The 22,106-nt window shown below is 45.7% G+C and carries 19 protein-coding genes and 8 tRNA genes; 20 read left to right on the forward strand and 7 right to left on the reverse strand.

Translation table 11 applies throughout. The annotated features are described in order from the left end of the window. Positions 1 to 57: 57 nt before the first annotated feature. Positions 58 to 648 carry a DNA endonuclease SmrA gene (smrA, locus tag L5M38_RS04010; protein ID WP_198573474.1) on the reverse strand — a complete coding sequence of 197 codons (591 nt, stop codon included), beginning with the start codon at positions 646 to 648 and terminating at the stop codon, positions 58 to 60. 118 nt (positions 649 to 766) lie between these two features. Between smrA and L5M38_RS04015 the strand changes: the two genes are divergently transcribed. Further along, positions 767 to 1,342 carry a nuclear transport factor 2 family protein gene (locus tag L5M38_RS04015; protein ID WP_263178418.1) on the forward strand — a complete coding sequence of 192 codons (576 nt, stop codon included), beginning with the start codon at positions 767 to 769 and terminating at the stop codon, positions 1,340 to 1,342. Between the two features lie 104 nt (positions 1,343 to 1,446). Further along, positions 1,447 to 1,962, forward strand: a complete 516-nt coding sequence (locus L5M38_RS04020) for a YchJ family protein (RefSeq protein ID WP_263178420.1) — start codon at positions 1,447 to 1,449, stop codon at positions 1,960 to 1,962. A 173-nt stretch (positions 1,963 to 2,135) separates the two neighbouring features. Here the strand turns inward: L5M38_RS04020 and L5M38_RS04025 are convergent, their stop codons facing one another. The 3 genes from L5M38_RS04025 to L5M38_RS04035 form a co-directional block, all read right to left on the reverse strand. Continuing rightward, positions 2,136 to 4,319: a putative bifunctional diguanylate cyclase/phosphodiesterase gene (locus L5M38_RS04025; RefSeq protein WP_263178421.1), complete on the reverse strand. Its 2,184-nt coding sequence runs from the start codon at positions 4,317 to 4,319 to the stop codon at positions 2,136 to 2,138. A 244-nt stretch (positions 4,320 to 4,563) separates the two neighbouring features. After that, positions 4,564 to 4,851: a DUF406 family protein gene (locus tag L5M38_RS04030; protein WP_113939682.1), complete on the reverse strand. Its 288-nt coding sequence runs from the start codon at positions 4,849 to 4,851 to the stop codon at positions 4,564 to 4,566. Between the two features lie 208 nt (positions 4,852 to 5,059). Then, the gene (locus tag L5M38_RS04035) at positions 5,060 to 5,548 is read right to left on the reverse strand and encodes a VC2046/SO_2500 family protein (RefSeq protein ID WP_131524165.1); all 489 of its coding nucleotides are present in this window, start codon (positions 5,546 to 5,548) and stop codon (positions 5,060 to 5,062) included. A 125-nt stretch (positions 5,549 to 5,673) separates the two neighbouring features. On the opposite strand from L5M38_RS04035, the gene L5M38_RS04040 reads away from it, so the two are divergent. The 4 genes from L5M38_RS04040 to L5M38_RS04055 all read left to right on the forward strand — a co-directional run bounded on the left by L5M38_RS04040 (position 5,674) and on the right by L5M38_RS04055 (position 7,518). Then, a tRNA-Tyr gene (locus L5M38_RS04040) sits at positions 5,674 to 5,758 on the forward strand. Between the two features lie 71 nt (positions 5,759 to 5,829). Next, positions 5,830 to 5,914, forward strand: a tRNA-Tyr gene (locus L5M38_RS04045). 142 nt (positions 5,915 to 6,056) lie between these two features. Then, positions 6,057 to 6,141: transfer RNA gene (locus L5M38_RS04050), tRNA-Tyr, on the forward strand. 231 nt (positions 6,142 to 6,372) lie between these two features. Beyond that, positions 6,373 to 7,518, forward strand: coding sequence for a PLP-dependent cysteine synthase family protein (locus L5M38_RS04055; RefSeq protein WP_263178423.1), 1,146 nt, complete (start codon positions 6,373 to 6,375; stop codon positions 7,516 to 7,518). 112 nt (positions 7,519 to 7,630) lie between these two features. Here L5M38_RS04055 and queE read toward each other — a convergent pair whose 3' ends face one another. Continuing rightward, positions 7,631 to 8,299, reverse strand: coding sequence for a 7-carboxy-7-deazaguanine synthase QueE (gene queE / locus L5M38_RS04060; protein ID WP_131524163.1), 669 nt, complete (start codon positions 8,297 to 8,299; stop codon positions 7,631 to 7,633). 171 nt (positions 8,300 to 8,470) lie between these two features. Between queE and queC the strand changes: the two genes are divergently transcribed. Then, the gene (queC, locus tag L5M38_RS04065; RefSeq protein ID WP_263166257.1) at positions 8,471 to 9,193 is read left to right on the forward strand and encodes a 7-cyano-7-deazaguanine synthase QueC; all 723 of its coding nucleotides are present in this window, start codon (positions 8,471 to 8,473) and stop codon (positions 9,191 to 9,193) included. Further along, on the forward strand, positions 9,190 to 9,786 hold the full coding sequence (gene rrtA / locus L5M38_RS04070) for a rhombosortase (RefSeq protein WP_263166259.1): 597 nt from the start codon (positions 9,190 to 9,192) through the stop codon (positions 9,784 to 9,786). Before queC ends, rrtA begins: the two co-directional genes overlap by 4 nt. A gap of 76 nt (positions 9,787 to 9,862) precedes the next feature. On the opposite strand, the gene uvrB is transcribed toward rrtA, so the two are convergent. Continuing rightward, complete coding sequence (gene uvrB / locus L5M38_RS04075) at positions 9,863 to 11,869, reverse strand: excinuclease ABC subunit UvrB (protein WP_173496685.1); 2,007 nt, start codon at positions 11,867 to 11,869, stop codon at positions 9,863 to 9,865. A gap of 305 nt (positions 11,870 to 12,174) precedes the next feature. Beyond that, positions 12,175 to 12,327, reverse strand: a complete 153-nt coding sequence (locus L5M38_RS04080) for a hypothetical protein (protein WP_158497640.1) — start codon at positions 12,325 to 12,327, stop codon at positions 12,175 to 12,177. 610 nt (positions 12,328 to 12,937) lie between these two features. Between L5M38_RS04080 and L5M38_RS04085 the strand changes: the two genes are divergently transcribed. From L5M38_RS04085 to L5M38_RS04140, 12 genes are all read left to right on the forward strand, one after another. Next, positions 12,938 to 13,013 (forward strand) — tRNA-Asn (locus tag L5M38_RS04085). Positions 13,014 to 13,070: 57 nt separating this feature from the next. Then, positions 13,071 to 13,146, forward strand: a tRNA-Asn gene (locus L5M38_RS04090). Positions 13,147 to 13,178: 32 nt separating this feature from the next. Further along, positions 13,179 to 13,254: transfer RNA gene (locus L5M38_RS04095), tRNA-Asn, on the forward strand. 43 nt (positions 13,255 to 13,297) lie between these two features. After that, positions 13,298 to 13,373 (forward strand) — tRNA-Asn (locus L5M38_RS04100). Between the two features lie 50 nt (positions 13,374 to 13,423). Beyond that, a tRNA-Asn gene (locus tag L5M38_RS04105) sits at positions 13,424 to 13,499 on the forward strand. A gap of 211 nt (positions 13,500 to 13,710) precedes the next feature. After that, positions 13,711 to 15,615, forward strand: a complete 1,905-nt coding sequence (locus L5M38_RS04110) for a GGDEF domain-containing protein (protein WP_263178424.1) — start codon at positions 13,711 to 13,713, stop codon at positions 15,613 to 15,615. 125 nt (positions 15,616 to 15,740) lie between these two features. Further along, entirely contained in the window at positions 15,741 to 16,319 is a 579-nt protein-coding gene (gene rsxA, locus L5M38_RS04115; protein WP_006081543.1) for an electron transport complex subunit RsxA, read from the forward strand. A 1-nt stretch (position 16,320) separates the two neighbouring features. Further along, positions 16,321 to 16,920, forward strand: a complete 600-nt coding sequence (rsxB, locus tag L5M38_RS04120) for an electron transport complex subunit RsxB (RefSeq protein WP_063884360.1) — start codon at positions 16,321 to 16,323, stop codon at positions 16,918 to 16,920. After that, positions 16,914 to 19,541, forward strand: coding sequence for an electron transport complex subunit RsxC (rsxC, locus tag L5M38_RS04125; protein WP_263178425.1), 2,628 nt, complete (start codon positions 16,914 to 16,916; stop codon positions 19,539 to 19,541). Before rsxB ends, rsxC begins: the two co-directional genes overlap by 7 nt. A gap of 26 nt (positions 19,542 to 19,567) precedes the next feature. Beyond that, positions 19,568 to 20,617 carry an electron transport complex subunit RsxD gene (gene rsxD, locus L5M38_RS04130; RefSeq protein ID WP_028760017.1) on the forward strand — a complete coding sequence of 350 codons (1,050 nt, stop codon included), beginning with the start codon at positions 19,568 to 19,570 and terminating at the stop codon, positions 20,615 to 20,617. 74 nt (positions 20,618 to 20,691) lie between these two features. Then, positions 20,692 to 21,330 carry an electron transport complex subunit RsxG gene (gene rsxG / locus L5M38_RS04135; protein WP_105252444.1) on the forward strand — a complete coding sequence of 213 codons (639 nt, stop codon included), beginning with the start codon at positions 20,692 to 20,694 and terminating at the stop codon, positions 21,328 to 21,330. Beyond that, positions 21,323 to 22,021: an electron transport complex subunit E gene (locus L5M38_RS04140; protein WP_028760019.1), complete on the forward strand. Its 699-nt coding sequence runs from the start codon at positions 21,323 to 21,325 to the stop codon at positions 22,019 to 22,021. The genes rsxG and L5M38_RS04140 overlap by 8 nt, the downstream gene beginning before the upstream one ends. Positions 22,022 to 22,106: the final 85 nt, after the last annotated feature.

Genomic DNA, 22,106 nt, shown 5'->3' on the forward strand with positions numbered 1-22,106 from the left:
ATAAAACAAAATGCCCAATAAAATTGGGCATTTTTATTCAATACTTATCTGTTTAATCTAACGCCATCCCATTCCTTTGCGATTGGCTTCACGGTTTTCAAGCTTAAGCTGTTCTGACTTAGTTAACATCACATAAAGTGCTCCAGCACCGCCCTGCTCGGTTTTCGCCGAATGATAGGCAAGCACCATGTCGAGTTGTGATAACCAATAGCACACAGCGGATTTGAGCAATCCCGCAAAGGGTTGACTCTGATAGCCTTTACCGTGGATCAACATGACACAGCGTTCACCATGTGCCTGCGCTGCCAGTAAATAGTTAAGGACGGCATCACGAGCTTGGTTTAACCGATAAGCATGCACATCAAGCTCCATCTTGATGCTGTATTGCCCCATTCGGAGTCGTTTAAAAACGCCGCCCTGTACCCCCTCACGCTTAAAGCTCACAATGTCATCTGGCGCTTGCTGTGGAAACGCTTTTAAATCCAGTGGCATACACGCTAGGAAGGCTTCCCGTTGTAAAGCATCGCGTCTGTGTATTTGCTCAGCCGTCAACGCTTTCGGTGCTAAATTTACCACTGGCATATCGCCTTTTAGTGGCACGACTCCAGCCATTTCCTCAAAAAACAGTGCTGATTCATCATCCAGCATGGCAAGCTCCTTTACTTCACACTCTTGTACAGAAACACACTTTGTAAACATTCAAGGCTTTAGTTCAGCGGGCGCCTCCATTATAGTGACGCCATGATTGCCAGATTAGAATAAAGTAATGAAATTTTTGCCGCTAGTCCTGATGTGCTTATTGTCACTACCAAGCTTAGCCAATCCAGCTAAAACTCATACAAAACCCACTGATGATCAATTGATCAACGCTAATTACCCTTTGTTTATTAGCGCTTTTAATCAATTGTCCCCTGAGGTGACCCGTGAGATTTACGCTGATGACGCTAGCTACTTATCTGAGAGTCAAAGTAAAGAAATTTACTATGGACGAGACAATATTGTCGCCATTTACAAGAAGTTTTTCGATAAAATCCACGCCAAAAAAGCCACTATTGACGTGGATTTCCGCATTACTAAACGCAAAATTATCGGTAATGGTGCAATAGATACAGGCTATTATTTGGTTCGATTTTACCCGGCACAAGAAACTGGCGAACCTGTGAGTGAATTTGCTGGCAAATTTGCTATTGGTACAGAAAAAGTCTCATCCACCCAATGGAAAGTGAGCTTAGATACCAATAACCGCGCAGAACCTAGCTATTATCTGAATGCGAAACCAGTGCCTAACTTGTATTATGGTCGCCAATTTCCGCCTTTACCTGCGGGTAAAAAATTACCCTAATGTTAATGCCGATTACGTTTAAATGGATTGTCTAACATCTAACGCATTTAGATATAAATAGAATAAATTCAAACAAATATAATTAAACTAAAGATTTAGCTAACATGACTACAACTAAGCAAGCCTGCCCCTGTGGCAGTGGGATAAGCTATCAAGATTGCTGTGGTCCACTGCATACGCATGTAGACTCTGGGCAAATCATTGCCCGTACTCCTGAACAACTTATGCGCTCACGCTACTGCGCATTTGTATTGAAAAATTTTGATTACATTTTAAAAACACATCACCCTGACCATCTAAATGGCCTTACTCTCACGAGCCTCAAGGCTGGTCCTCACCCACATTGGTTAGGATTAGATGTACAGAGCAGCACTGAAACACCAATCCACAATGCTCAAGCGGCAATAGCTGAACAACGACATGGCACAGTTACTTTTAAAGCTTGGTATAAGCTCGATGGTGAAATTGATGCTATCTATGAGCGATCCGAATTTATCTACCAAGAAAGTCGCTGGTATTACAGCCAAGGCCAGCAAATGACGGCTAAATTACCCGGTAGAAATGATCTCTGTATTTGCCATAGTGGCAAAAAATTCAAACAATGCTGCTTAAAATCTTAATAGGTATACAGTGCTGAACTGCACTGGAAAATTACGATGAAGGTTTATAGTGCTGATTGAACAAGTACAGAGATCAACAATAAAGGCAACCTAGATTACAAACCTAGGTTGCCTTTATTTTATCGTGAGCAGCACATTTGAAACAATTGTGACTTAGTGGGTTATATGTAACTTTAGTGGGTTATGGCCAAAGCGCTTTTAGCCGACAAGATAAATTGTGCAAACTCAGGCTCCCGTAATGCAGGACTATAGAGATAACCCTGTGCCTGATGGCAAAAACTTTTCGCTAAAAACGCTTCTTGCTCAAGGGTTTCAACCCCTTCTGCCGTCAAAGATATATTTAATGCATTCGCCATGGCGATAATGGCTGACACAATTTCGCGACTTTCACGGCTGACGGTAAGATCTGAAATAAACGAACGATCAATCTTAAGTTTACTGATCGGAAACTGCTTCAAATAACGCATAGAGCAGTAACCCGTCCCAAAATCGTCAATCGCGAGCCCTACGCCTAATTCCGCTAATTCTTGGCATAACAAGGTCGCGTGACGAATATCACCCATCAATTCAGTCTCAGTGATCTCTAAGATTAAAGTCTTAGGTTTCAAGCGATAACGCGTCAACAACTGCCACACTTGCTCAAATAAATTACCACTGAAGAACTGGCGGGCCGACACATTCACATGCATTGTCATATCTGCATTATGATGCTGCCATAGGTTTAACTGTCGACAAGCGGCCTCTAAAACCCAACTGCCGATAGAATTAATCATCCCCGACTGCTCTGCAATATCAATAAAGGAAGCTGGAAATAACACGCCTCTTTTAGGATGGTGCCAACGGATTAAGGCTTCGGCGCCAATATAGGTATTCTGCTCAAGATCCCTCAGTGGCTGATAATAAAGCTCAAACTGACGGCCACGGATCGCACTGTGTAAATCACGTTCTATCTGCGCATCCTCTTTAAATGCACTCAATAACGTGCTGTTAAATACTTGGATTGCAGTGCCTTTTTTCTTTTTAGCATACTGCACTGCAATATCGGCACAGGTTAATGGGGCAAACAAACTCGCCACAGAGGCAATATCAACCACAGCTAAAGCAGGCTTAGGTTCGACTTGCTCACGGCCGATTAAAATAGGCATAGCAAGATGTTGATACAGGCGAGTACTAAAATAATCGAGATCGTAAACCGCATTATCATCGGTCAACAGCACGGCAAATTCATCGCTGCCGACGCGGGCAATTTCGGTGGCCTTATTAATCTCAGAAAAATGTTTCAAACGGCGGGCAATTTCTATCAACAAGCTATCGCCATTTTCATGGCCATAGGTATCGTTAAAACGCTTAAATCCCACTAAATCAACTAATAACAACAGTCCCTTCGTGGTACGTTCAAGGACTCGATTAAAATGAGTACGGTTATGGAGTCCCGTTAATCCACAACGCCAAGCAAGCCGTTCAAGCTCTGACTTATAGTTATGCTCGTCGGTATTTTCTTCACACGAGACCAAGGCATAATGATTGCCGCGATCGGTAATGAACTGACTCAGCACGTATGTCAGCCAATAACGACTGCCATCGGCACGACTAAACTGCACTTCGCCTTTGGCAATTTCGCCCCTAAAGATTTGCGCTAGGGTTTGCTCGGCTAATTGGGCATGCTGCTTGAAAAAAGCCAACTCACGGATATTCGCGCCGATAATCTGTTCACGGGGCATGCCAGTGATTTCACTGTGCGCCTGATTCACATACTCGACTTTTTCAGTATGCAGATTAATTAACATACTGATTTGTCGCGATTGTTCAGTGGCACAGCGAAATAAACTCAAGCTTTCTTCTTTATCGTAGCTGTGTTTTGTCGCTAAGGTCAGGGCTAATTGGTCGGCCATCTGGCACGCGAGGTGAATTTCACTGTCATGCCAGTGGGGAGTCAATTGTGCCCGCTCGATGCAGAGCACACCTTCGAGATGGCCATTGATACGAATGGCGATGTCAAGACTCGAGTTGATTTGCCGCGGGATAAAATAGCACTCAGCCAATTCACTTAAACGTGGATCGGTCAGGGCATTGCCTGCATCGATATGGCGCAGAGTTTTGAGCTCGTGTACATACCGGGGACAATCTTGTAATAACTTAGGTCTATGAATGTCTTGCAACATCATAGAACCAAATTGTGCGACGAGTGATTGGGTTTGTTGATCAGATGAAAAAGTCCACACTGATACCAAAGAAACCGCTAAATTCTGGCACAACAACTCTGTGGTTAACTCTGCCGTCTTTGTGAAATCGCCCTGCTGTTTTGCAGTTGACTGTACCAAAGACTCCAATAAATGCTGATGCTGACGTCGCTTCACGCTGGTTCCCTACAAAACTTCGTGTTGGGCTAAAGGTCTTTGCTGTTAGCAAACTTACCTCAAAATGTGGAATTAAGCTGATTGAATTATTCTTATTTGGAGGCATATTACACTAACTGTTGTAAGCACAGCAACATGTGGCACAATTTATTACAATTTGGTTAACAATAGCAGCATTTTTAGGCAATTAGCGCGATTTCCGGATATCCATAACCGACTAAAAACTAAAGTGCTGCTTTAAAAATTACAGGCCGTTTTCCAATTGAAAAATCATTTTTTCCGCGCTGACATTGAAGGTCAGCAGTAAGTCGACGCCTTCAGTCTTAGTCACAAATTCAGTTTGCACTTCAGCAAATCGAGTTTGAGCGCGTGTTGCCATGCTTTCGGCATCCGCTTGAGCGCTATCGCCAACAAAATTTAACGTCAATAACGTATCGTGTTCATCAATAACGGCGCCGATATCGACAAAGCTGCCGCAATCGGTGCAAGTGTCATTCACTGTCGGGCTCTGTGCTTCTATTATGCCTTTCATCTGTATTCCTTAATGTATAGAGCGACTGATTAACGGCATAACTAAAATATGCTCGTTAAATTTTTAACGTGGTAAATTTTAACTCGATAGGTTAATACGAATTATAGGTAATTAAGCTTCAAGATAACTGGCTTTAGCTCACGCTTATTTATCGAAATGGATCAGATTGACTTGATGGGTACTGAAGACCACTTGCGGGAAGACGGCCTTAGGCTGAGGCGAGCAAAGGCACAAGATTACGTTGGATTGCCAATTGATCAGCAAAGTGCATAATCTCGACTTTGGGCGCGGTTAGTTGGCCCCTTTGCCTCAGCTGAGTGACATGGTCACAGTTACTTAACGCTTCTGCCATTGCGACTGACTCGCCGCCACGGATGACTAAGGCTTCCGGTCGCAATGCTTGTTGTAATTGAAACGCACGTGGACCTTGAGCCATAAAAATACTGCTGTTATCAACCACTGGTTCAGCAGACGATAAATCCGCCATTAAACTTTGCTGCGGTGGCAATTCGAACTGACGTTGTAATTTTTGCGCCATATCAAGTTCATTTTGCCATTGGAATTGTGCCATATCCCGAGCGTCAACCGACAGTAACGACAGCAACAGGGCGAATTCGCCCCGTCTGTCGTTTTCTATCGCTGCGTTTAAGCGGGTGCCAATTTGGGCTTCGTTGACTAAAGGAACATCAATTTGCATAAAAAAACATCGTCAAAACAATTCGTTGTTAGTTAATCGACCATTTGATACATAACTTTAGGAATATTTTTAAATTGGGTATTTACATGGAAAAGGTTTCTGACTACTATGGCGGCCGCAATTGAGGAGGGGTTCCCGAGTGGCCAAAGGGATCAGACTGTAAATCTGACGGCTCAGCCTTCGAAGGTTCGAATCCTTCTCCCTCCACCATTTGCACTGCAAGTTTTATCGTGTTGTTCGAAAATGATGTAGAGTTTTACAAAAGCGTTAAAGGTATTCGTGGAGGGGTTCCCGAGTGGCCAAAGGGATCAGACTGTAAATCTGACGGCTCAGCCTTCGAAGGTTCGAATCCTTCTCCCTCCACCATCTTTATCTCTAACGCAGATAATCATTTTCAAAGACTAAACATGGCCAATGTTTAGTTTTGTCTTGATAAACAAGTCTGTTATTGATGATGTTTTGAAAGACAATTTTAAAAGTCAGTTGTAAAGCTAAAAAGAAAGTTTGTGGAGGGGTTCCCGAGTGGCCAAAGGGATCAGACTGTAAATCTGACGGCTCAGCCTTCGAAGGTTCGAATCCTTCTCCCTCCACCATTTCTTTCACTCTCGCATATCCTTCTTGTTCCACTTCCGCTTAGTCTGTTCCAACTTAATCTGACTGTTCCAGCTTAATCTAATTAAATTCTTGGCATTTCTATATTAAGTAAACCTCTTGGTGAGCGACATTTGTTTTTGATTTCAATTACGTCGTGCTCTACTTTAAGCGAATGACTTCAAGCTCATCCAATAAAACCGCTTTGCCCGTCCCTGTGATATGCTCTGAAAATGATCTCTTTCGATGTGACTACTATGATTTCTAACACGATTCAACCACCAGTGGATTCTCACAGCGCTCACAGACTCTGCCCAACATGGGAAGCCCACGCGATAGGCAAGATTGAAGCGGATTTTCAGCGCAGCGCCGATACCCACTTGATTAAGCTTGAATTACCTATGCTCGATGGCATAGATATTTATCTTAAAGATGAAAGTACCCACCCGACAGGGAGTTTGAAGCATCGCCTCGCCCGCTCACTCTTCCTCTATGCCCTGTGTAACGGCTGGATTAAGCAAGGCACGCCAATTATCGAATCCTCATCGGGCAGTACGGCGATTTCTGAAGCCTACTTTGCCCGCTTACTCGGTTTACCTTTTATTGCCGTAATGCCCAAAAGCACGGCTAAAAAGAAGATTGAGCAGATCACTTTCTATGGCGGTCAATGTCATTTTGTCGATCATTCCAGTGAGATTTACGCAGAATCGGCGCGCCTTGCCGCAGAGCTTGGCGGCCATTATATGGATCAATTCACCTACGCCGAGCGTGCAACCGACTGGCGCGGTAATAACAACATAGCCAACTCTATCTTCAATCAGATGGAGCGCGAGCCACACACTATCCCGCGGTGGATAGTGATGAGCCCAGGCACTGGCGGCACATCGGCGACCATAGGCCGTTACATTCGCTATCAAAGGTTGGCGACACAACTTTGCGTAGTCGACCCGCAAAACTCCGTTTTTTTTGATTTCTATCAGAGCGGCGATGCCAGCTTAACTTGTTGCAATGGCAGTAAGATTGAAGGCATAGGTCGACCGAGAGTCGAGCCATCGTTTATTCCTGGTGTTGTCGATACTATGCTGCAAATTCCCGACGCCGCATCAGTGGCGACAATTCATTGGTTAGAACAATTGATTGGCCGTAAAACCGGCGCATCCACAGGAACCAACCTGTACGGCGCATTGCAACTTGCCGTACAAATGCAAGCGCGTGGAGAGCAAGGCTCAATAGTGACCCTCATTTGTGACTCGGGTGAGCGTTACCTTGATACTTATTACGATACAGATTGGATTGCAGCTAACATCGGCGATATTGCGCCCTATCAGCGCCAACTTGCAGCATTTAATCATTTCGGCCAGTTAAGTGAGCTTGATTAAGCAACTGTATTAAACACCTTATCTTAAGTCGATAGGTTTAGAATCCACAAAACATCCACCATAAAAAACGCCCCACAATTGTGAGGCGTTTTTTATGCTTTGCAGATTAGCATTAATCAATATTTAAATACTTATGGGTCTGGATCGATAAGCGCCAATTACGGGCGATACACACTTTCATCGCCAGTTCTGTCGCTCTAGGCTTTTGACTAATCGGCTGCAGGCAAATCGTTTTCGCTGAAATATCGATGTCATGCAGTAACTCATCAAGTTCATCGATGTGATTTTCAGTAGCGATAGGATGCTTAATCTCATTGGCGCGGTTCAGCGCCTGTGCTAATACCTGATAGCCCCCTTTCATGTTCACCTTGGGTGATACTGTCACCCAAGTGTCATCGGCACAGTTGATTTCGAAGGTGCCACTGGTTTCGATTTGAGTCGCAAAGCCTTGACTGTGCAAGGTCTCGGTTAATTCGCGTAAATCGTACATACAAGGCTCACCGCCGGTGATCACGATATGCCGCGCAGTAAAGCCTTTAGCGTGAAAAGCAGCAATAAGACTTTGCGCCGTATGATCAGCCCAGCGACCAATGGTGCCGTCCACGGTAATCACTTGCTCTGGCGACACCTTATTGGCTTCAAGCACATCCCATGTCTGTTTCGTATCGCACCAAGCACATCCCACGGGACAACCTTGTAGGCGGACAAATATGGCGGGCACTCCGGTAAAGACACCTTCACCTTGAATGGTTTCAAATACTTCGTTGACAGGGTAATTCATACTGACGTTCCACTTTTCTGGGGCGGCATTTATAGTGGATTTTAGCTTGAGCTGCAAGTTTTTGCGCCGAGAAAGCCTATTTCGACCCTATAGTCAGAGTTTGCAAGCCATAAGGCCTGAGTTACACTAACGCCCTATTTATACCTGTTCTACGGTGAAGTGAAATCCTTTATGTCAACGAGCTTAGTGTCAAAAACAGTGGTGTCCAAAGCAGTGGTGGTATTCAGTGGCGGACAAGACTCAACAACTTGCCTTATTCAAGCCCTAACCCAGTACGATGAAGTACATGGGATCACTTTTGACTACGGTCAACGCCACCGCGAAGAAATTGAAGTTGCCAAATCCTTAGCAAAACGTTTGAAGATCACCAGCCATAAAGTCATGGATGTCACCTTACTCAATGAGTTAGCTATTTCAGCCCTCACCCGTGATGCAATACCCGTTTCACACGAGTTGATGGAAAATGGCTTACCCAATACCTTCGTGCCCGGCCGTAATATTCTATTTTTAACGCTTGCAGGCATTTATGCCTATCAATTAGGAGCGCAAGCGATTATCACAGGCGTGTGTGAAACGGATTTTTCTGGCTACCCTGATTGTCGTAACTATTTTGTCAAAGCGATGGAATCCGCCTTAGTTCAAGGCATGGATAAACAACTAAAAATCATCACGCCTTTGATGTGGCTCAATAAGGCACAAACCTGGGCACTGGCGGATAAATATCAGCAACTTGATCTGGTTCGCCACCATACTCTCACCTGTTATAACGGCGTGATTGGCGATGGCTGTGGTGATTGCCCTGCCTGTCATCTTCGCAAACGTGGATTAGATGACTATCTACAGAATAAAGCGGCGGTCATGGCTGAGCTTGACGCCAGCGAGCCAAAAGCATGACACGCAGTCCCTATTGGGTCGCGCTGATGGTGAGTCTGATCTGTGCGGGTTTGTATGCCGCAGGCTTAGCAAGCCCCGCTGTCGATAACCTACTCGCCTATCGCCGCAGTGCAATTAGTGAAGGTGAATGGTGGCGATTAATCAGTGGAAATTTACTGCACACGAATCAATGGCATCTATTGATGAACCTTGCAGGGCTGTGGGTGGTGCTATTTTTGCACCATTTTCATTATCATCTCAAAGGCTTAAGTGCACTATTTTTCGTGTTATGTTTACTTGAAGGTATAGGCTTGTATTTAGGCTATCCGCAATTGCTTGGTTATGTCGGCTTAAGCGGTATGTTGCATGGTTTGTTCGCCTACGGCGCAGTGCAGGATATTGTCCGTAAGCTGCGCTCAGGCTATCTGCTGCTCGTTGGCGTTATCATCAAAGTCGGTTACGAACAGCTTTATGGTGCCAGCAGTGATGTCACCGCCATGATAGGTGCGCGCGTAGCAACCGAGGCGCATTTGGTCGGCTTAATCTGCGGGCTGATTTGCGCTTTAGCGGTGTTTATCAAGCTAAAAATGAGCCCATCAAAAGTCCCTGCTTAATCCAAGTCAAGATATTAAAAAGCCGTCGCAGCATGATTGCTGGACGGCTTTTTTAATGCTGAGCGTAAGAATAAATCTAGGCTTTGATCAACAGGTCCCGCAGGTGCTTGACTTCATCACGCATTGCCGCCGCTTGTTCAAACTCCAAGTTGCGCGCATGTTCATGCATCTTCTTCTCAAGCTGATCGATTTGATGGCTCAACTCTGCCGCATCGGCTTTATGATAATGGGACTTAGGCTCAGCCACTTTGCCATACACAGCTTTACTGTCGCGGCTATCGTCCACATCCATCACATCGGTGATCCGTTTAACGACGCCCTTAGGCGTAATACCGTGTTTTAAGTTGTGCGCCCGCTGACGTTCACGACGTCGGTCAGTTTCACCTATCGCTTTCTCCATCGAATTGGTGATGCGATCGGCATAGAGGATCACTTTACCATTGACGTTACGCGCCGCGCGGCCAATCGTTTGGATGAGCGAGCGTTCAGAGCGCAAGAAGCCCTCTTTATCGGCATCTAAAATACACACCAATGACACTTCAGGCATATCTAAGCCTTCGCGCAATAAGTTGATCCCAACCAACACATCAAACTTACCTAAACGCAGATCGCGGATGATCTCAACCCGTTCGACAGTGTCAATGTCCGAATGCAGATAACGCACTTTTACGCCATGTTCGTCGAGGTATTCGGTCAAATCCTCCGACATACGCTTAGTCAGCGTCGTCACTAACACCCGCTCATTGACGGCCACTCGCTTGGCGATTTCAGACAATAAATCGTCCACTTGGGTCCCAACAGGGCGCACTTCTAATTCAGGATCGAGTAATCCCGTTGGCCGCACGACCTGCTCAGCAATCTCGCCTTCGCTCTTTTCCAGCTCGTAGGCACTCGGTGTTGCCGACACATAGATAGTTTGCGGCATCAATTGCTCAAACTCTTCAAACTTGAGCGGCCGGTTATCCAAGGCGGACGGTAAGCGGAAACCGTATTCCACAAGTGTGGTTTTACGGGAACGGTCACCTTTGTACATAGCGCCGATTTGCGGCACAGTCACATGGGATTCATCGATAATTAATAAGCCGTCGGCAGGCAAATAGTCGAGCAAGGTTGGTGGCCCTTCCCCCGGTGCGCGGCCAGACAAATAGCGCGAGTAGTTTTCGATGCCAGAGCAGTAACCCAACTCCACCATCATTTCCACATCGTATTGCACCCGCTCATGGATACGCTGGGCTTCAATTAACTTGTTGTTATCGAGTAGATATTGTTTACGCTCACGCAGTTCTTCTTTAATAAACTCAGTGGCAGCGATGATCTTTTCCCGCGGCGTGACATAGTGTGTTTTTGGATAAACCGTCGTACGGGCGATACGTTTAATAATATGGCCCGTTAACGGGTCAAACTCACTTAAGCGTTCAATCTCATCGTCGAACAACTCGACTCGAATGGCATTACGCTCAGAATCGGCGGGGAAAATATCAATCACTTCACCGCGCACACGATAAGTACCACGTTGTAGCTCAATATCATTGCGCTTGTACTGCAATTCACTGAGACGAATTAAGATGTCACGCTGCCCCATCACATCGCCTTGGCGTAGATGCAGCAACATTTTTAAATAGGAATCGGGATCGCCCAAGCCATAAATGGCCGACACCGAAGCAATCAGCACCACATCTTTACGCTCTAACAGCGCCTTAGTGGCGGATAAACGCATCTGCTCAATGTGAGCATTAACCGAAGCGTCCTTTTCGATAAAGGTATTTGACGCAGGTACATAGGCTTCGGGCTGGTAGTAATCGTAGTAAGAAACGAAATACTCGACCGCATTATGGGGAAAGAACTCTTTCATCTCGCCATAAAGCTGCGCCGCCAAGGTTTTATTAGGCGCCATGATAATCGTGGGCCGACCTAACTTTTGGATCACATTGGCAATCGTGAAGGTTTTACCTGAGCCCGTCACCCCGAGTAAGGTTTGGCAAGCCAGACCCGCTTCGAGTCCATCGACTAATTTGGCAATCGCTGTAGGTTGGTCGCCTGCGGGGGCGAATTGCGATTCAAGCTGAAAAACAGATTCTGACACGCGCACATATCCTTTTAGTGAGTCGCCCCATTCTAATCAAGTCACCGACTAAGCTCCACAGTTATCCTTCCTGTCGTCATATCAATACGATCTAAAACCGCAAGATGACAATTTAAAGGAAGAAACATGAAACTTTTAAACTAAGGCGTTTTCAGCGTTTTTTGCTCACAAAACACCCGCAAACTAAGCAAAAATGCCAATTTAATACACAAGAAATCAATTTCGTTCGATTACAAAATTGCAACCTTGTTTTCACCCTCAACAAAAACCACTTGCTTTTAGTATGCAGTTGATAATGCTTAAATTTATTTTTGAACCCCAAAATAGTGCATTTTAAGTCCGCCGCCCATACCCCAAGGCTTTGGCGGCCATTTTTCAGGACAACTCACAGGGTTATCCACAGATTTTGTTGATAAGTCGAAATAACCTAGAAACCACGCGGGATTGGAGGCTGTCATGTGTCTTAACAACCGTCTCTCGGCATTTAGTAATTTAATTACATTTGATAAATGTTGCTACTTGTATCAATTTCACTAACTGTAATTAACGCGAGCTGTAGTAGCGCATCTAGTGCCACAACCAATAGTGAAGTGCATCACTTAATTTGAAAAACAGCTCACGCTAATTCGATAAAGCCTCAATTAACACCTCCATCAACAACAGCAAACTTGTTAAAACAGAAAAACAGACTTTAACGGCGAAAAGATAACCCACGTTTTCTATCGGCATAAAGAACTGAGTAAATTCACATTACCCCACCTGAGATCCTTTTTTGAGCGGTTTGAGCCTTAAGTACTCGACCAAGTACCGAAAACGGTGTCGATTATTTAGCGAATGATTTCAATTTCATAGAATCACCGCTTAAAAACGATGGACTCAATTATGGCTATATTGCGAATTGTTAAGTGGTTTTTCACGAAAAATGTCGAATTCTGCACCACGATGCACATTAGATGAGCACTTAACAGCATAATTACACTTTTTTTAGTAACTCGAGTTGACTCATCCAACAGAGCGTTTTACTATGCGCTCCGTTCTCAACGAGTCGCTACGATTGTGTGAAACGATTCCCCTGTAGTTCAGTCGGTAGAACGGCGGACTGTTAATCCGTATGTCACTGGTTCAAGTCCAGTCAGGGGAGCCACTTTAAGCACATGATAAAAATGAGTTAGAACAAGCAGTAAGATAAGTTGTAAACAATTCCCCTGTAGTTCAGTCGGTAGAACGGCGGACTGTTAATCCGTATGTCACTGGTTCAAGTCCAGTCAGGGGAGCCAATTACATTATCAAGCTGAAGCATTAAAATGATTCCCCTGTAGTTCAGTCGGTAGAACGGCGGACTGTTAATCCGTATGTCACTGGTTCAAGTCCAGTCAGGGGAGCCAATTTAAGCAAGCTAAAAAGTCGATAGTAATATCGCACCTCGATTCCCCTGTAGTTCAGTCGGTAGAACGGCGGACTGTTAATCCGTATGTCACTGGTTCAAGTCCAGTCAGGGGAGCCATTTAAAAAGTGTTATTTCTGTAAAGTCGATAGCAATATCGCACCCTCTACTCCCCTGTAGTTCAGTAGGTAGAACGGCGGACTGTTAATCCGTATGTCACTGGTTCAAGTCCAGTCAGGGGAGCCAATTTATTCTTCGTTTTGTTCCCGTGTCTTTGCCTCTTCTGGCTTCTAGTTACCCTATTCTTTTCCGTTTTGTTTTTAAGCAAATGCAGTTACACTGTTATCAGCTTATTAATAAAAATTTATGAGTGTCATCACACAGATAGCTGCAGTTAAATATTCTTGACTTAAACTTATCCTGTTTGAGCTCACCCAAAAAAATAGAGCGGATTTTTATGGCCATGTCAAAATCATATCCAATTTTTTTACTGCTTATTTTCTTAGGTCTTTTTGCTTGGGTATATCAAAGCGAAAATAGCCAATTACAAGTCCAACAACAGCAAGAACTGGATAGCTTTAAAACCAGTTTAACCCGCTACCAACAATGGCAAGGTGATGGCGCCGAACTCTTCAAAAAGCTTTCTGAAAATTACCCATTCCAATTTTTCCAATATATTGATGATACCGATGGCCAACGGAGTCATACAGAAGGTCGTTTAGACAGCCAACATCCTCATCCCTTAGCCCGTTTATTTTCTATCGAGCTCAGTCATACACAAAAATTGGCAACCGGTCGTTTACAAGTCAAACTCAGTGCAAACCAAGCGATTGAAACTTCGATTAGTCATACTCAAAAGCTCGGTGTCATGTTACTGGTGGCTTACCTTATCTTACTGTTAGTGTTTATTCTGTTAATGTCAAAACATAGGGCGGCGATACGTTATGCTGCTGATTATATTTCAAAAATACCTGAGTTAGGGTTTTCTGCTGTCGCATCATCAAAACTCACAGGTGAGCTCAACCCCATTGGAATATCCCTTGAAGAGTGTCGTCTTCAACTTAAAGCCCAAATCGATAAACTCAATCAAGAGAATGAAAAGCTGCATAAAGCGGCCTATCAAGACACAGTGACAGGTTTTGGTAGTCGCCAGCGCTTTACCCAAAAATTAGAAACCATAAGCAATCCCGATATTCCTCAATTGGGGCTGATGGCAATGGTTAAGGCCACAGAGCTTGCGCAAATTAATCAAAAACAAGGGCGAACTGCGGGGGATGATTATCTTTCAAGGGTGGCAAATTGTATCCGCAAAGCCTGTAGTAAGTATTCAGATGCAGAATGTTTCAGGGTATCGAGCGCTGATTTTGCCATCTTTATTCCTGATGTCATGCTGAAGGATGCGCCAAAATTTTTAGATCAATTAAAAATTTATCTCGATGAATATTTGCAGATGACAAAAGCGGAATCTGTCGCCCATATCGGTTTAGTTCCCTATCATCAAGGTACCGATGCGGTTAATTTACTGACGATTGCGGATACCGCAGTCAGCATAGCGCAGACCCTTGGGCCTAATAGCTATCATATCCAAGAAAAACTCAATGGTGACGAGCAGTTTGGTGATGATCGCTGGAAAATGGCGATCAATGATTTAGTCACTCGCCAAGCATTAAAATTCTACCAACAGCCAATTCAGCCGTGTCGTACCGATGTAGAGGTTTACCGTGAGTTGTTGGCGCGCTTTTACAATAGCGAAGGTAAGTTTTTACCGACCACCACAGTGATCGCTATGGTCGAACGTCACGGTATGAGTTCTGAATTAGATAAACTGGTGGTGATCAGTGCATTAAGAATGCTTAAGGAAAACCCGACCATTTCGGGTAACTTTGGCATCAATATCAGCGCATTTTCTGCGCATCAAGATATGTTTGTCGCTTGGCTAAAGGACATTTTAGGCAAGCAAAAATACATCGCCTCGCGCTTAGTATTTGAGATCAATGAGTCAGGTATGCAGTCTAACTTAGGGGCAAGCTATAAGTTCGTTCGCGAAATACATAGCGTTGGATCACGGGTGTCGATAGAGCGTTTTGGCATGAGCTTTACGTCCTTCAAATTCTTCAGTGAAGTGCGCCCAGACTACATAAAGCTTGATGGCAGCTACACATCGAACATTGATGAAGACAACAATAATAAGTTCTTCGTCCGTATGATGGTGGATGTTGCAAGACGGATAGGCATTCGGGTTATTGCGACCAGCGTCGAACGCCAAGAAGAAAAACTCACCCTCGAAAAACTCTTAGTTGATGGATTGCAAGGCTATTACATAGCACAGCCCCAAGCCATGGCGATTACAGATCAAATTTAATACTTTAACGGGTTAATTCGTCGCCAAAATTTACAGTAAAGATGGTTAACCCTGCATTCTATATGTTGTTTATGCAAACGGAAAAGTCGATAATACGGCCAAGATCCGTTTAGAAAAGTATTGAGATGACTGAATATCTCCTCTTGTTGATCAGTACAGTACTGGTCAACAATTTCGTTTTAGTGAAATTCTTAGGCTTGTGTCCTTTTATGGGGGTCTCCAGTAAACTGGAGTCCGCTATTGGCATGTCTATGGCGACCACTTTTGTGCTGACGTTAGCCTCGATTCTCAGTTACCTCGTCAACCAGTATCTATTATTACCCTTTGATCTGAGCTACCTGCGAACCATGAGCTTCATTTTAGTGATTGCGGTTGTGGTGCAATTTACTGAAATGGTGGTGCAAAAAACCAGTGCTGCACTGCATCGCGCTTTAGGGATTTACCTGCCGCTGATCACAACTAACTGTGCTGTGTTGGGTGTTGCCCTATTGAACGTTAACGAGAAGCACGATTTTATCCAATCGGCTATCTATGGCTTTGGTGCTGCGTTAGGCTTCTCATTAGTGTTAATTCTCTTCTCGGCGATGCGCGAACGTTTAGCAGCCGCAGATGTCCCCTTACCTTTCAAAGGCGGCGCCATAGCGATGATCACCGCAGGTCTTATGTCCCTCGCCTTTATGGGATTCACAGGATTGGTTAAGTAAGATGTCCGGAATTTTAATTGCAGTCATATTGTTGACCCTATTGGCATTAGTCTTTGGACTATTACTCGGTTTTGCCGCCGTTAAATTTAAGGTTGAAGGCAATCCGATTGTCGATGAACTCGAAGCGATTCTGCCACAAACACAATGTGGTCAATGTGGTTACCCTGGCTGTCGTCCTTATGCTGAAGCGATTGCCAACGGTGATAAAGTCAACAAATGCCCTCCCGGCGGTACTGCCACCATGGAAAAACTGGCGACCCTGATGGGCGTCGAGCCAGAGCCGCTGAATGCCGAAGCACAATCTCAAGTGAAAAAGGTCGCCTACATACGTGAAGACGAATGTATTGGTTGCACTAAGTGTATTCAAGCCTGCCCCGTGGATGCGATTATCGGTGCAGGTAAGCTTATGCATACTGTGCTGACAACCGATTGCACGGGTTGCGATCTCTGTGTTGAGCCTTGTCCCGTCGATTGTATTGATATGATCCCAGTCACCCAGAATCTTAAAAATTGGAACTGGCGCTTAAATGCCATCCCAGTGACTCTCATTCAAGAGATTCAGAACCAAGACCCACAGTTAGAAGAGGAAAAGCGGTGTTAACTTTATTAGATCAATTAGATAAAGGAACCCTTTGGCGCTCACCCGGTGGTATACATCCACCCGAAGTCAAATTCCTCTCGAACGCGGCGCCGATTAGCCAACTGCCCTTAGCCGATACGTACTTAGTGCCCATCCCTCAAGTCGGTGAAAACTGCACACTTGCGGTAAACATCGGCGATAGCGTACAAAAAGGCACACCGTTAACTCAAGGCACCTCTATTTGGCATTTACCTGTGCATGCGCCGACATCAGGCACTATCGTTGCCATTGAGCCAAGGGCTAGCAACCATGCTTCAGCATTGCCAGTTAACACTTGCGTTATCCAAGCCGATGGCAAAGACACTTGGTGTGAGCTGGTGCAAAATGAGCTTGATGACTTAAGCCATCAACAGATGATCGATAAGATCCGTGCTGCTGGCATTGCAGGCATGGGCGGGGCGGCGTTTCCAACTCATATTAAGCTTAATCCGGTCAGTGAAATTGATTTAGTCATCATCAACGGCGTCGAATGCGAACCTTATATCAGCGCCGATGACAGATTAATGCGCGAATACAGCCAAGATATCCTCGCCGGTATTGGCATTATTCATCGGTTATTAACGCCAAAACGCATTGTTATCGCCATTGAAGATAATAAGCCAGAAGCGGCCAAAGCCATGCAAGCTGCAGTCGTCCAATGTGGGCTCCCAGCGGATAGTATTCGGGTAACGGTCATTCCGACAAAATATCCTTCTGGTGGTGAAAAGCAGTTAATTCAAATCATTACTGGCCGCGAAGTGCCCTCGGGCGCTATTCCCGCCAAACTTGGTATCGTCGTGCATAACGTCGGCACTGCCTTTGCGATTCATCAAGCGGTTACCCAAGGTAAACCGCTGATTGAGCGTGTTGTGACTGTGACGGGCAAAAATGTCGGTAAACCGGGGAACTACTGGTTACCGATAGGCACACCTGTTGAGCATGTGCTGGCTGCGACGGAGTTCACGCCAGAGCCTGAACAAAAGGTGATTATTGGCGGGCCTATGATGGGCCATGCATTGGCAAATATCCAAGTGCCTATTTTAAAAGGTACTAACTGTATTCTGGTGCCAAGCAGCCAAGAAATAGGAACTACGCCAGAAGAAAAAGCCTGTATCCGCTGCGGCGAATGCGCCAATGCCTGCCCTGCACTCTTATTGCCACAGCAACTCTTTTGGCACGCCAAGGCCGAAGAATATGACAAAGCTGCCAGCTACAATCTAAAGGATTGTATTGAATGCGGTTGTTGTAGTTACGTCTGCCCGAGTGATATTCCCTTAGTCGAGTATTACCGCATTGCCAAATCTGCACTTAAACAAGCCGCCGATGAAAAGCAGCAAGCGGAGCGCGCTAAACAGCGTTTCGATGCCCGTTTAGCGCGTCTTGAAGAAGAAAAGCTTGCCCGTGAAGCTAAAGCCAAAGAAGCCGCAGAGCGCCGACAAGCGACTATGACTGGCACGGATAAAAATGCCGTCGCCGAAGCCATGGCACGGATCGCCGCGAAAAAAGCCGCAGCGGCACAATCAGCAACTGAAGAGTTGTCGACTGAAGAATCATCGAATCATCAATCAAACGTAACAAGCACTGATACGACAGACGCGCCCAAGGGTAAAGCTGCAGTTGCCGCAGCCATCGCCCGCGCTAAGGCGAAGAAAGCCGCCCAAGTGAATGCCAATGGTGCTGATACAAATGGTGCAGATACAAACAATGTGGTGAATGTTGATGCCAGTGATGAATCCTTCTTAGCAACAGATGCAATCGCGCAAGAAGCGACGTTATCTCAGAAGGACAAAGTCGCCGCGGCCATTGCTCGCGCCAAAGCTAAAAAGGCGGCTCAGCAAGCCGATACCGCGCCGCTTGAAACGGCTGAAACGGCTGACAGTACACCAGAAGCCAGCGCTGCCGATGATAAAAAGGCCAAAGTGGCTGCCGCAGTCGCGCGGGCAAAAGCCAAGAAAGCGGCGCAGCAAGCAGAAACCGCCGCTAGTGATATTGAAGTTAGCAATACTGACGTTAGCGTTAGTGATGTTAGCGTTAGTGACGTTAATGATTCAGAAGCGATTAAGAAAGCCAAAGTAGCCGCCGCGGTTGCCCGTGCTAAAGCGAAAAAAGCCGCGCAGCAAGTTGAGACAAATGCTGACAATGATTTAACTCAGACCGCGACTCCAGCAGTTGATTCCGCAGCTAGCGTTCAAGCAGATGTGAATGATGATACAGAAGCAGCCGCTACTGACGTTAACGACGCTGAAGCGATTAAAAAGGCCAAAGTGGCCGCCGCTGTTGCTCGTGCTAAAGCGAAGAAAATAGCTGCGGCATCAGCAGCTGAGTCTAAAACTGAGTCTGAAATAGAGTCCGTTGACGACATTCAAACTAAAGCTAACGTGGCATCGCCGTCGATAGCAGCACTTGACGCCGTCGCAGCTAAACCCGAAGCCGTTTTACCATCCGCAGAACAAATTACAGAACCCACTGAAACGGCAGCCTTATCAGGCGATGAGCTTAAAAAAGCACGGATTGCTGCGACCATCGCCAAGGCGAAAGCCAAAAAAGCGGCACTCGCTCAACAAACCGAAGCTTCGAGCGATTCAAATGTTGCTAATGATTAAGAACAGAATGATAAAAAGGGAACACAATGGCGTTTAAAATAGCCTCATCACCCCATGTCACACGTAATTTGCATACCTCAACTGTGATGCAAAGGGTGATTTTATGTTTACTGCCGGGCCTTGTGGTGCAATGCGCCTTTTTTGGCTGGGGCACGCTTGTTCAAGTGCTGCTTGCGATTATAGTTGCCCTAAGCTGTGAGGCTGCGGTGATGAAACTTCGCAATCGTAATATCAAAGCCAGCCTTAGCGATAACAGCGCCATGCTGACCGCAATCTTGATTGGTGTCGCCATTCCTCCCCTAGCACCTTGGTGGATGATAGTGATGGGCACCGCCTTTGCGATCGTTATCGTTAAGCACCTTTACGGCGGTTTAGGCCATAACCTGTTTAACCCTGCAATGGCGGCGTATGTATTGCTGTTAATCTCATTCCCAGTGCAAATGACCACTTGGATAGCACCGAGTACCGTTGCGCTGCATTCGCCTAGCCTAGCTGAGAGCTTGCAACTTATCTTCAACATTGGCGCCCACGTTAACTTGGAACAGTTTCGTTTAGGGATAGATGGCATCGCAATGGCGACGCCACTCGATACCCTTAAAACCGATTTATCCCTAGGATTAACCACCACAGAAAGCCTGACTAAAGCCATTTTTGATGGCAGCACAGGCGTAGGTTGGTTCTGGGTGAATTTGGCTTATCTGGCTGGCGGTTTAGTGTTACTTAAACTGAAAGCCATTCGTTGGCACATCAGTACTGGCGTGTTATTGGGGCTCTTTGTTGCATCGAGTATCGGTTTCTTACTGTCGCCCGATACCCAAGGCAGTCCCCTATTACATTTGTTTTCTGGCGCGACCATGTTAGCGGCATTTTTTATCGCAACCGATCCCGTCACAGCAGCAACAAGCCCCCGTGGTCGCATTATCTTCGGCGCGTTAATTGGTGTGTTGGTGTATATCATCCGCATTAAAGGCGGTTACCCTGACGCCTTTGCCTTTGCCGTGTTATTGGCTAACCTCTGCGCCCCCTTTATTGACTACTATGTGCGGCCACGCACCTATGGTCATTCAGCTAGCTAAGGCCATTTGGCGGACTACAGTCATGCTACAAGATAATGTCATTCTGCTGGCAACGAGAGCTTAAGGAAAAAGAGTTGAAAAATCCGATGATTAAAAATGGTTTTTTATTGGCGCTGTTTGCCTTGATTTGCACGGGTCTCGTCGCCGCGGTCAATCAACAAACCTTTGACAAGATTAAGCAGCAAGAACAACAGGAATTGATGCGAGTATTGCAACAATTAATCCCTGATGAAATACATGATAACGAGCTTACCGCTCAGTGTACCTTGCTATTAAACAAAGAAGCATTAGGCACGGATAGTCCAATGCCGGCCTATATTGCTACCCATGCAGGCAAGCCTGTCGCTATCGCCATGGAAGCCATCGCACCCGATGGCTATAGCGGTAATATCAAATTAATTGTTGGGATTAATATCCAAGGTGAAGTCTTAGGCGTACGTACCTTGTCCCACCAAGAAACCCCTGGGCTGGGTGACAAAATTGAACTACGTAAATCGAATTGGGTCACTCAGTTTGTTGGTAAAGTGTTGGGCTCTGCAGATGATAAGCAATGGTTAGTTAAAAAAGATGGCGGCGATTTTGACCAATTTACCGGTGCAACCATTACCCCGCGCGCTTATGTTAAAGCAGTCAAAAACGCGGTATGGTATTTCAGCACTAACCAAGCACAAATTTTCAGCCAGCCGCTAAATTGTGAGGCCAACCATGACTAATTATCGCGAAATTGCGTGGCAAGGACTGTGGAAAAACAACCCAGGCCTAGTGCAACTGTTAGGTTTATGTCCGCTACTTGCGGTTACTGCAACGATCACTAACGCCCTTGGCCTTGGTCTAGCCACTATGCTGGTGCTGATTGGCTCTAACATTTTGGTGTCACTGGTGCGCGACTATGTACCCAAAGAAATTCGTATTCCTGTGTTTGTGATGATCATCGCCGCGCTAGTTACCACAGTGCAACTGCTCATCAATGCCTATGCCTACGGCCTGTATTTATCCCTTGGGATCTTCCTGCCATTAATTGTGACGAATTGCATCATCATCGGCCGCGCCGAAGCCTTTGCCTCGCGCAATAATGCGTTTAGTGCCGCCTTCGATGGCTTAATGATGGGCCTTGGTTTTACTTTAGTGCTTACAGTGCTGGGCGCAACGCGGGAAATCTTAGGTCAAGGCACACTGTTTGATGGAGCGGATCAACTGCTCGGCCCATGGGCTAAATCGTTAACCATGCATCTATGGCAAGTCGATACCCCATTTCTCCTTGCTATGTTGCCACCCGGCGCATTTATCGTGATGGGATTATTGATTGCATTGAAAAATGTAATTGATAAAAAAGTCAAAGAACGCCAACCTCAAGTCGCCGCAGAGCCGAGTGTTACCCGCGCACGGATCACTAAGGTAGGTTAGGCTTTCAAGTAACGACAGGCATTATGGCGCTCGTGTTAACGCGTTTAATGTGTGCCTAGCACATGATTAGCGGCAAAACTCAAAG

Origin of the sequence: Shewanella sp. SM101 (genome assembly GCF_025654465.1) — a bacterium.
Classification (GTDB): domain Bacteria; phylum Pseudomonadota; class Gammaproteobacteria; order Enterobacterales; family Shewanellaceae; genus Shewanella; species Shewanella oncorhynchi.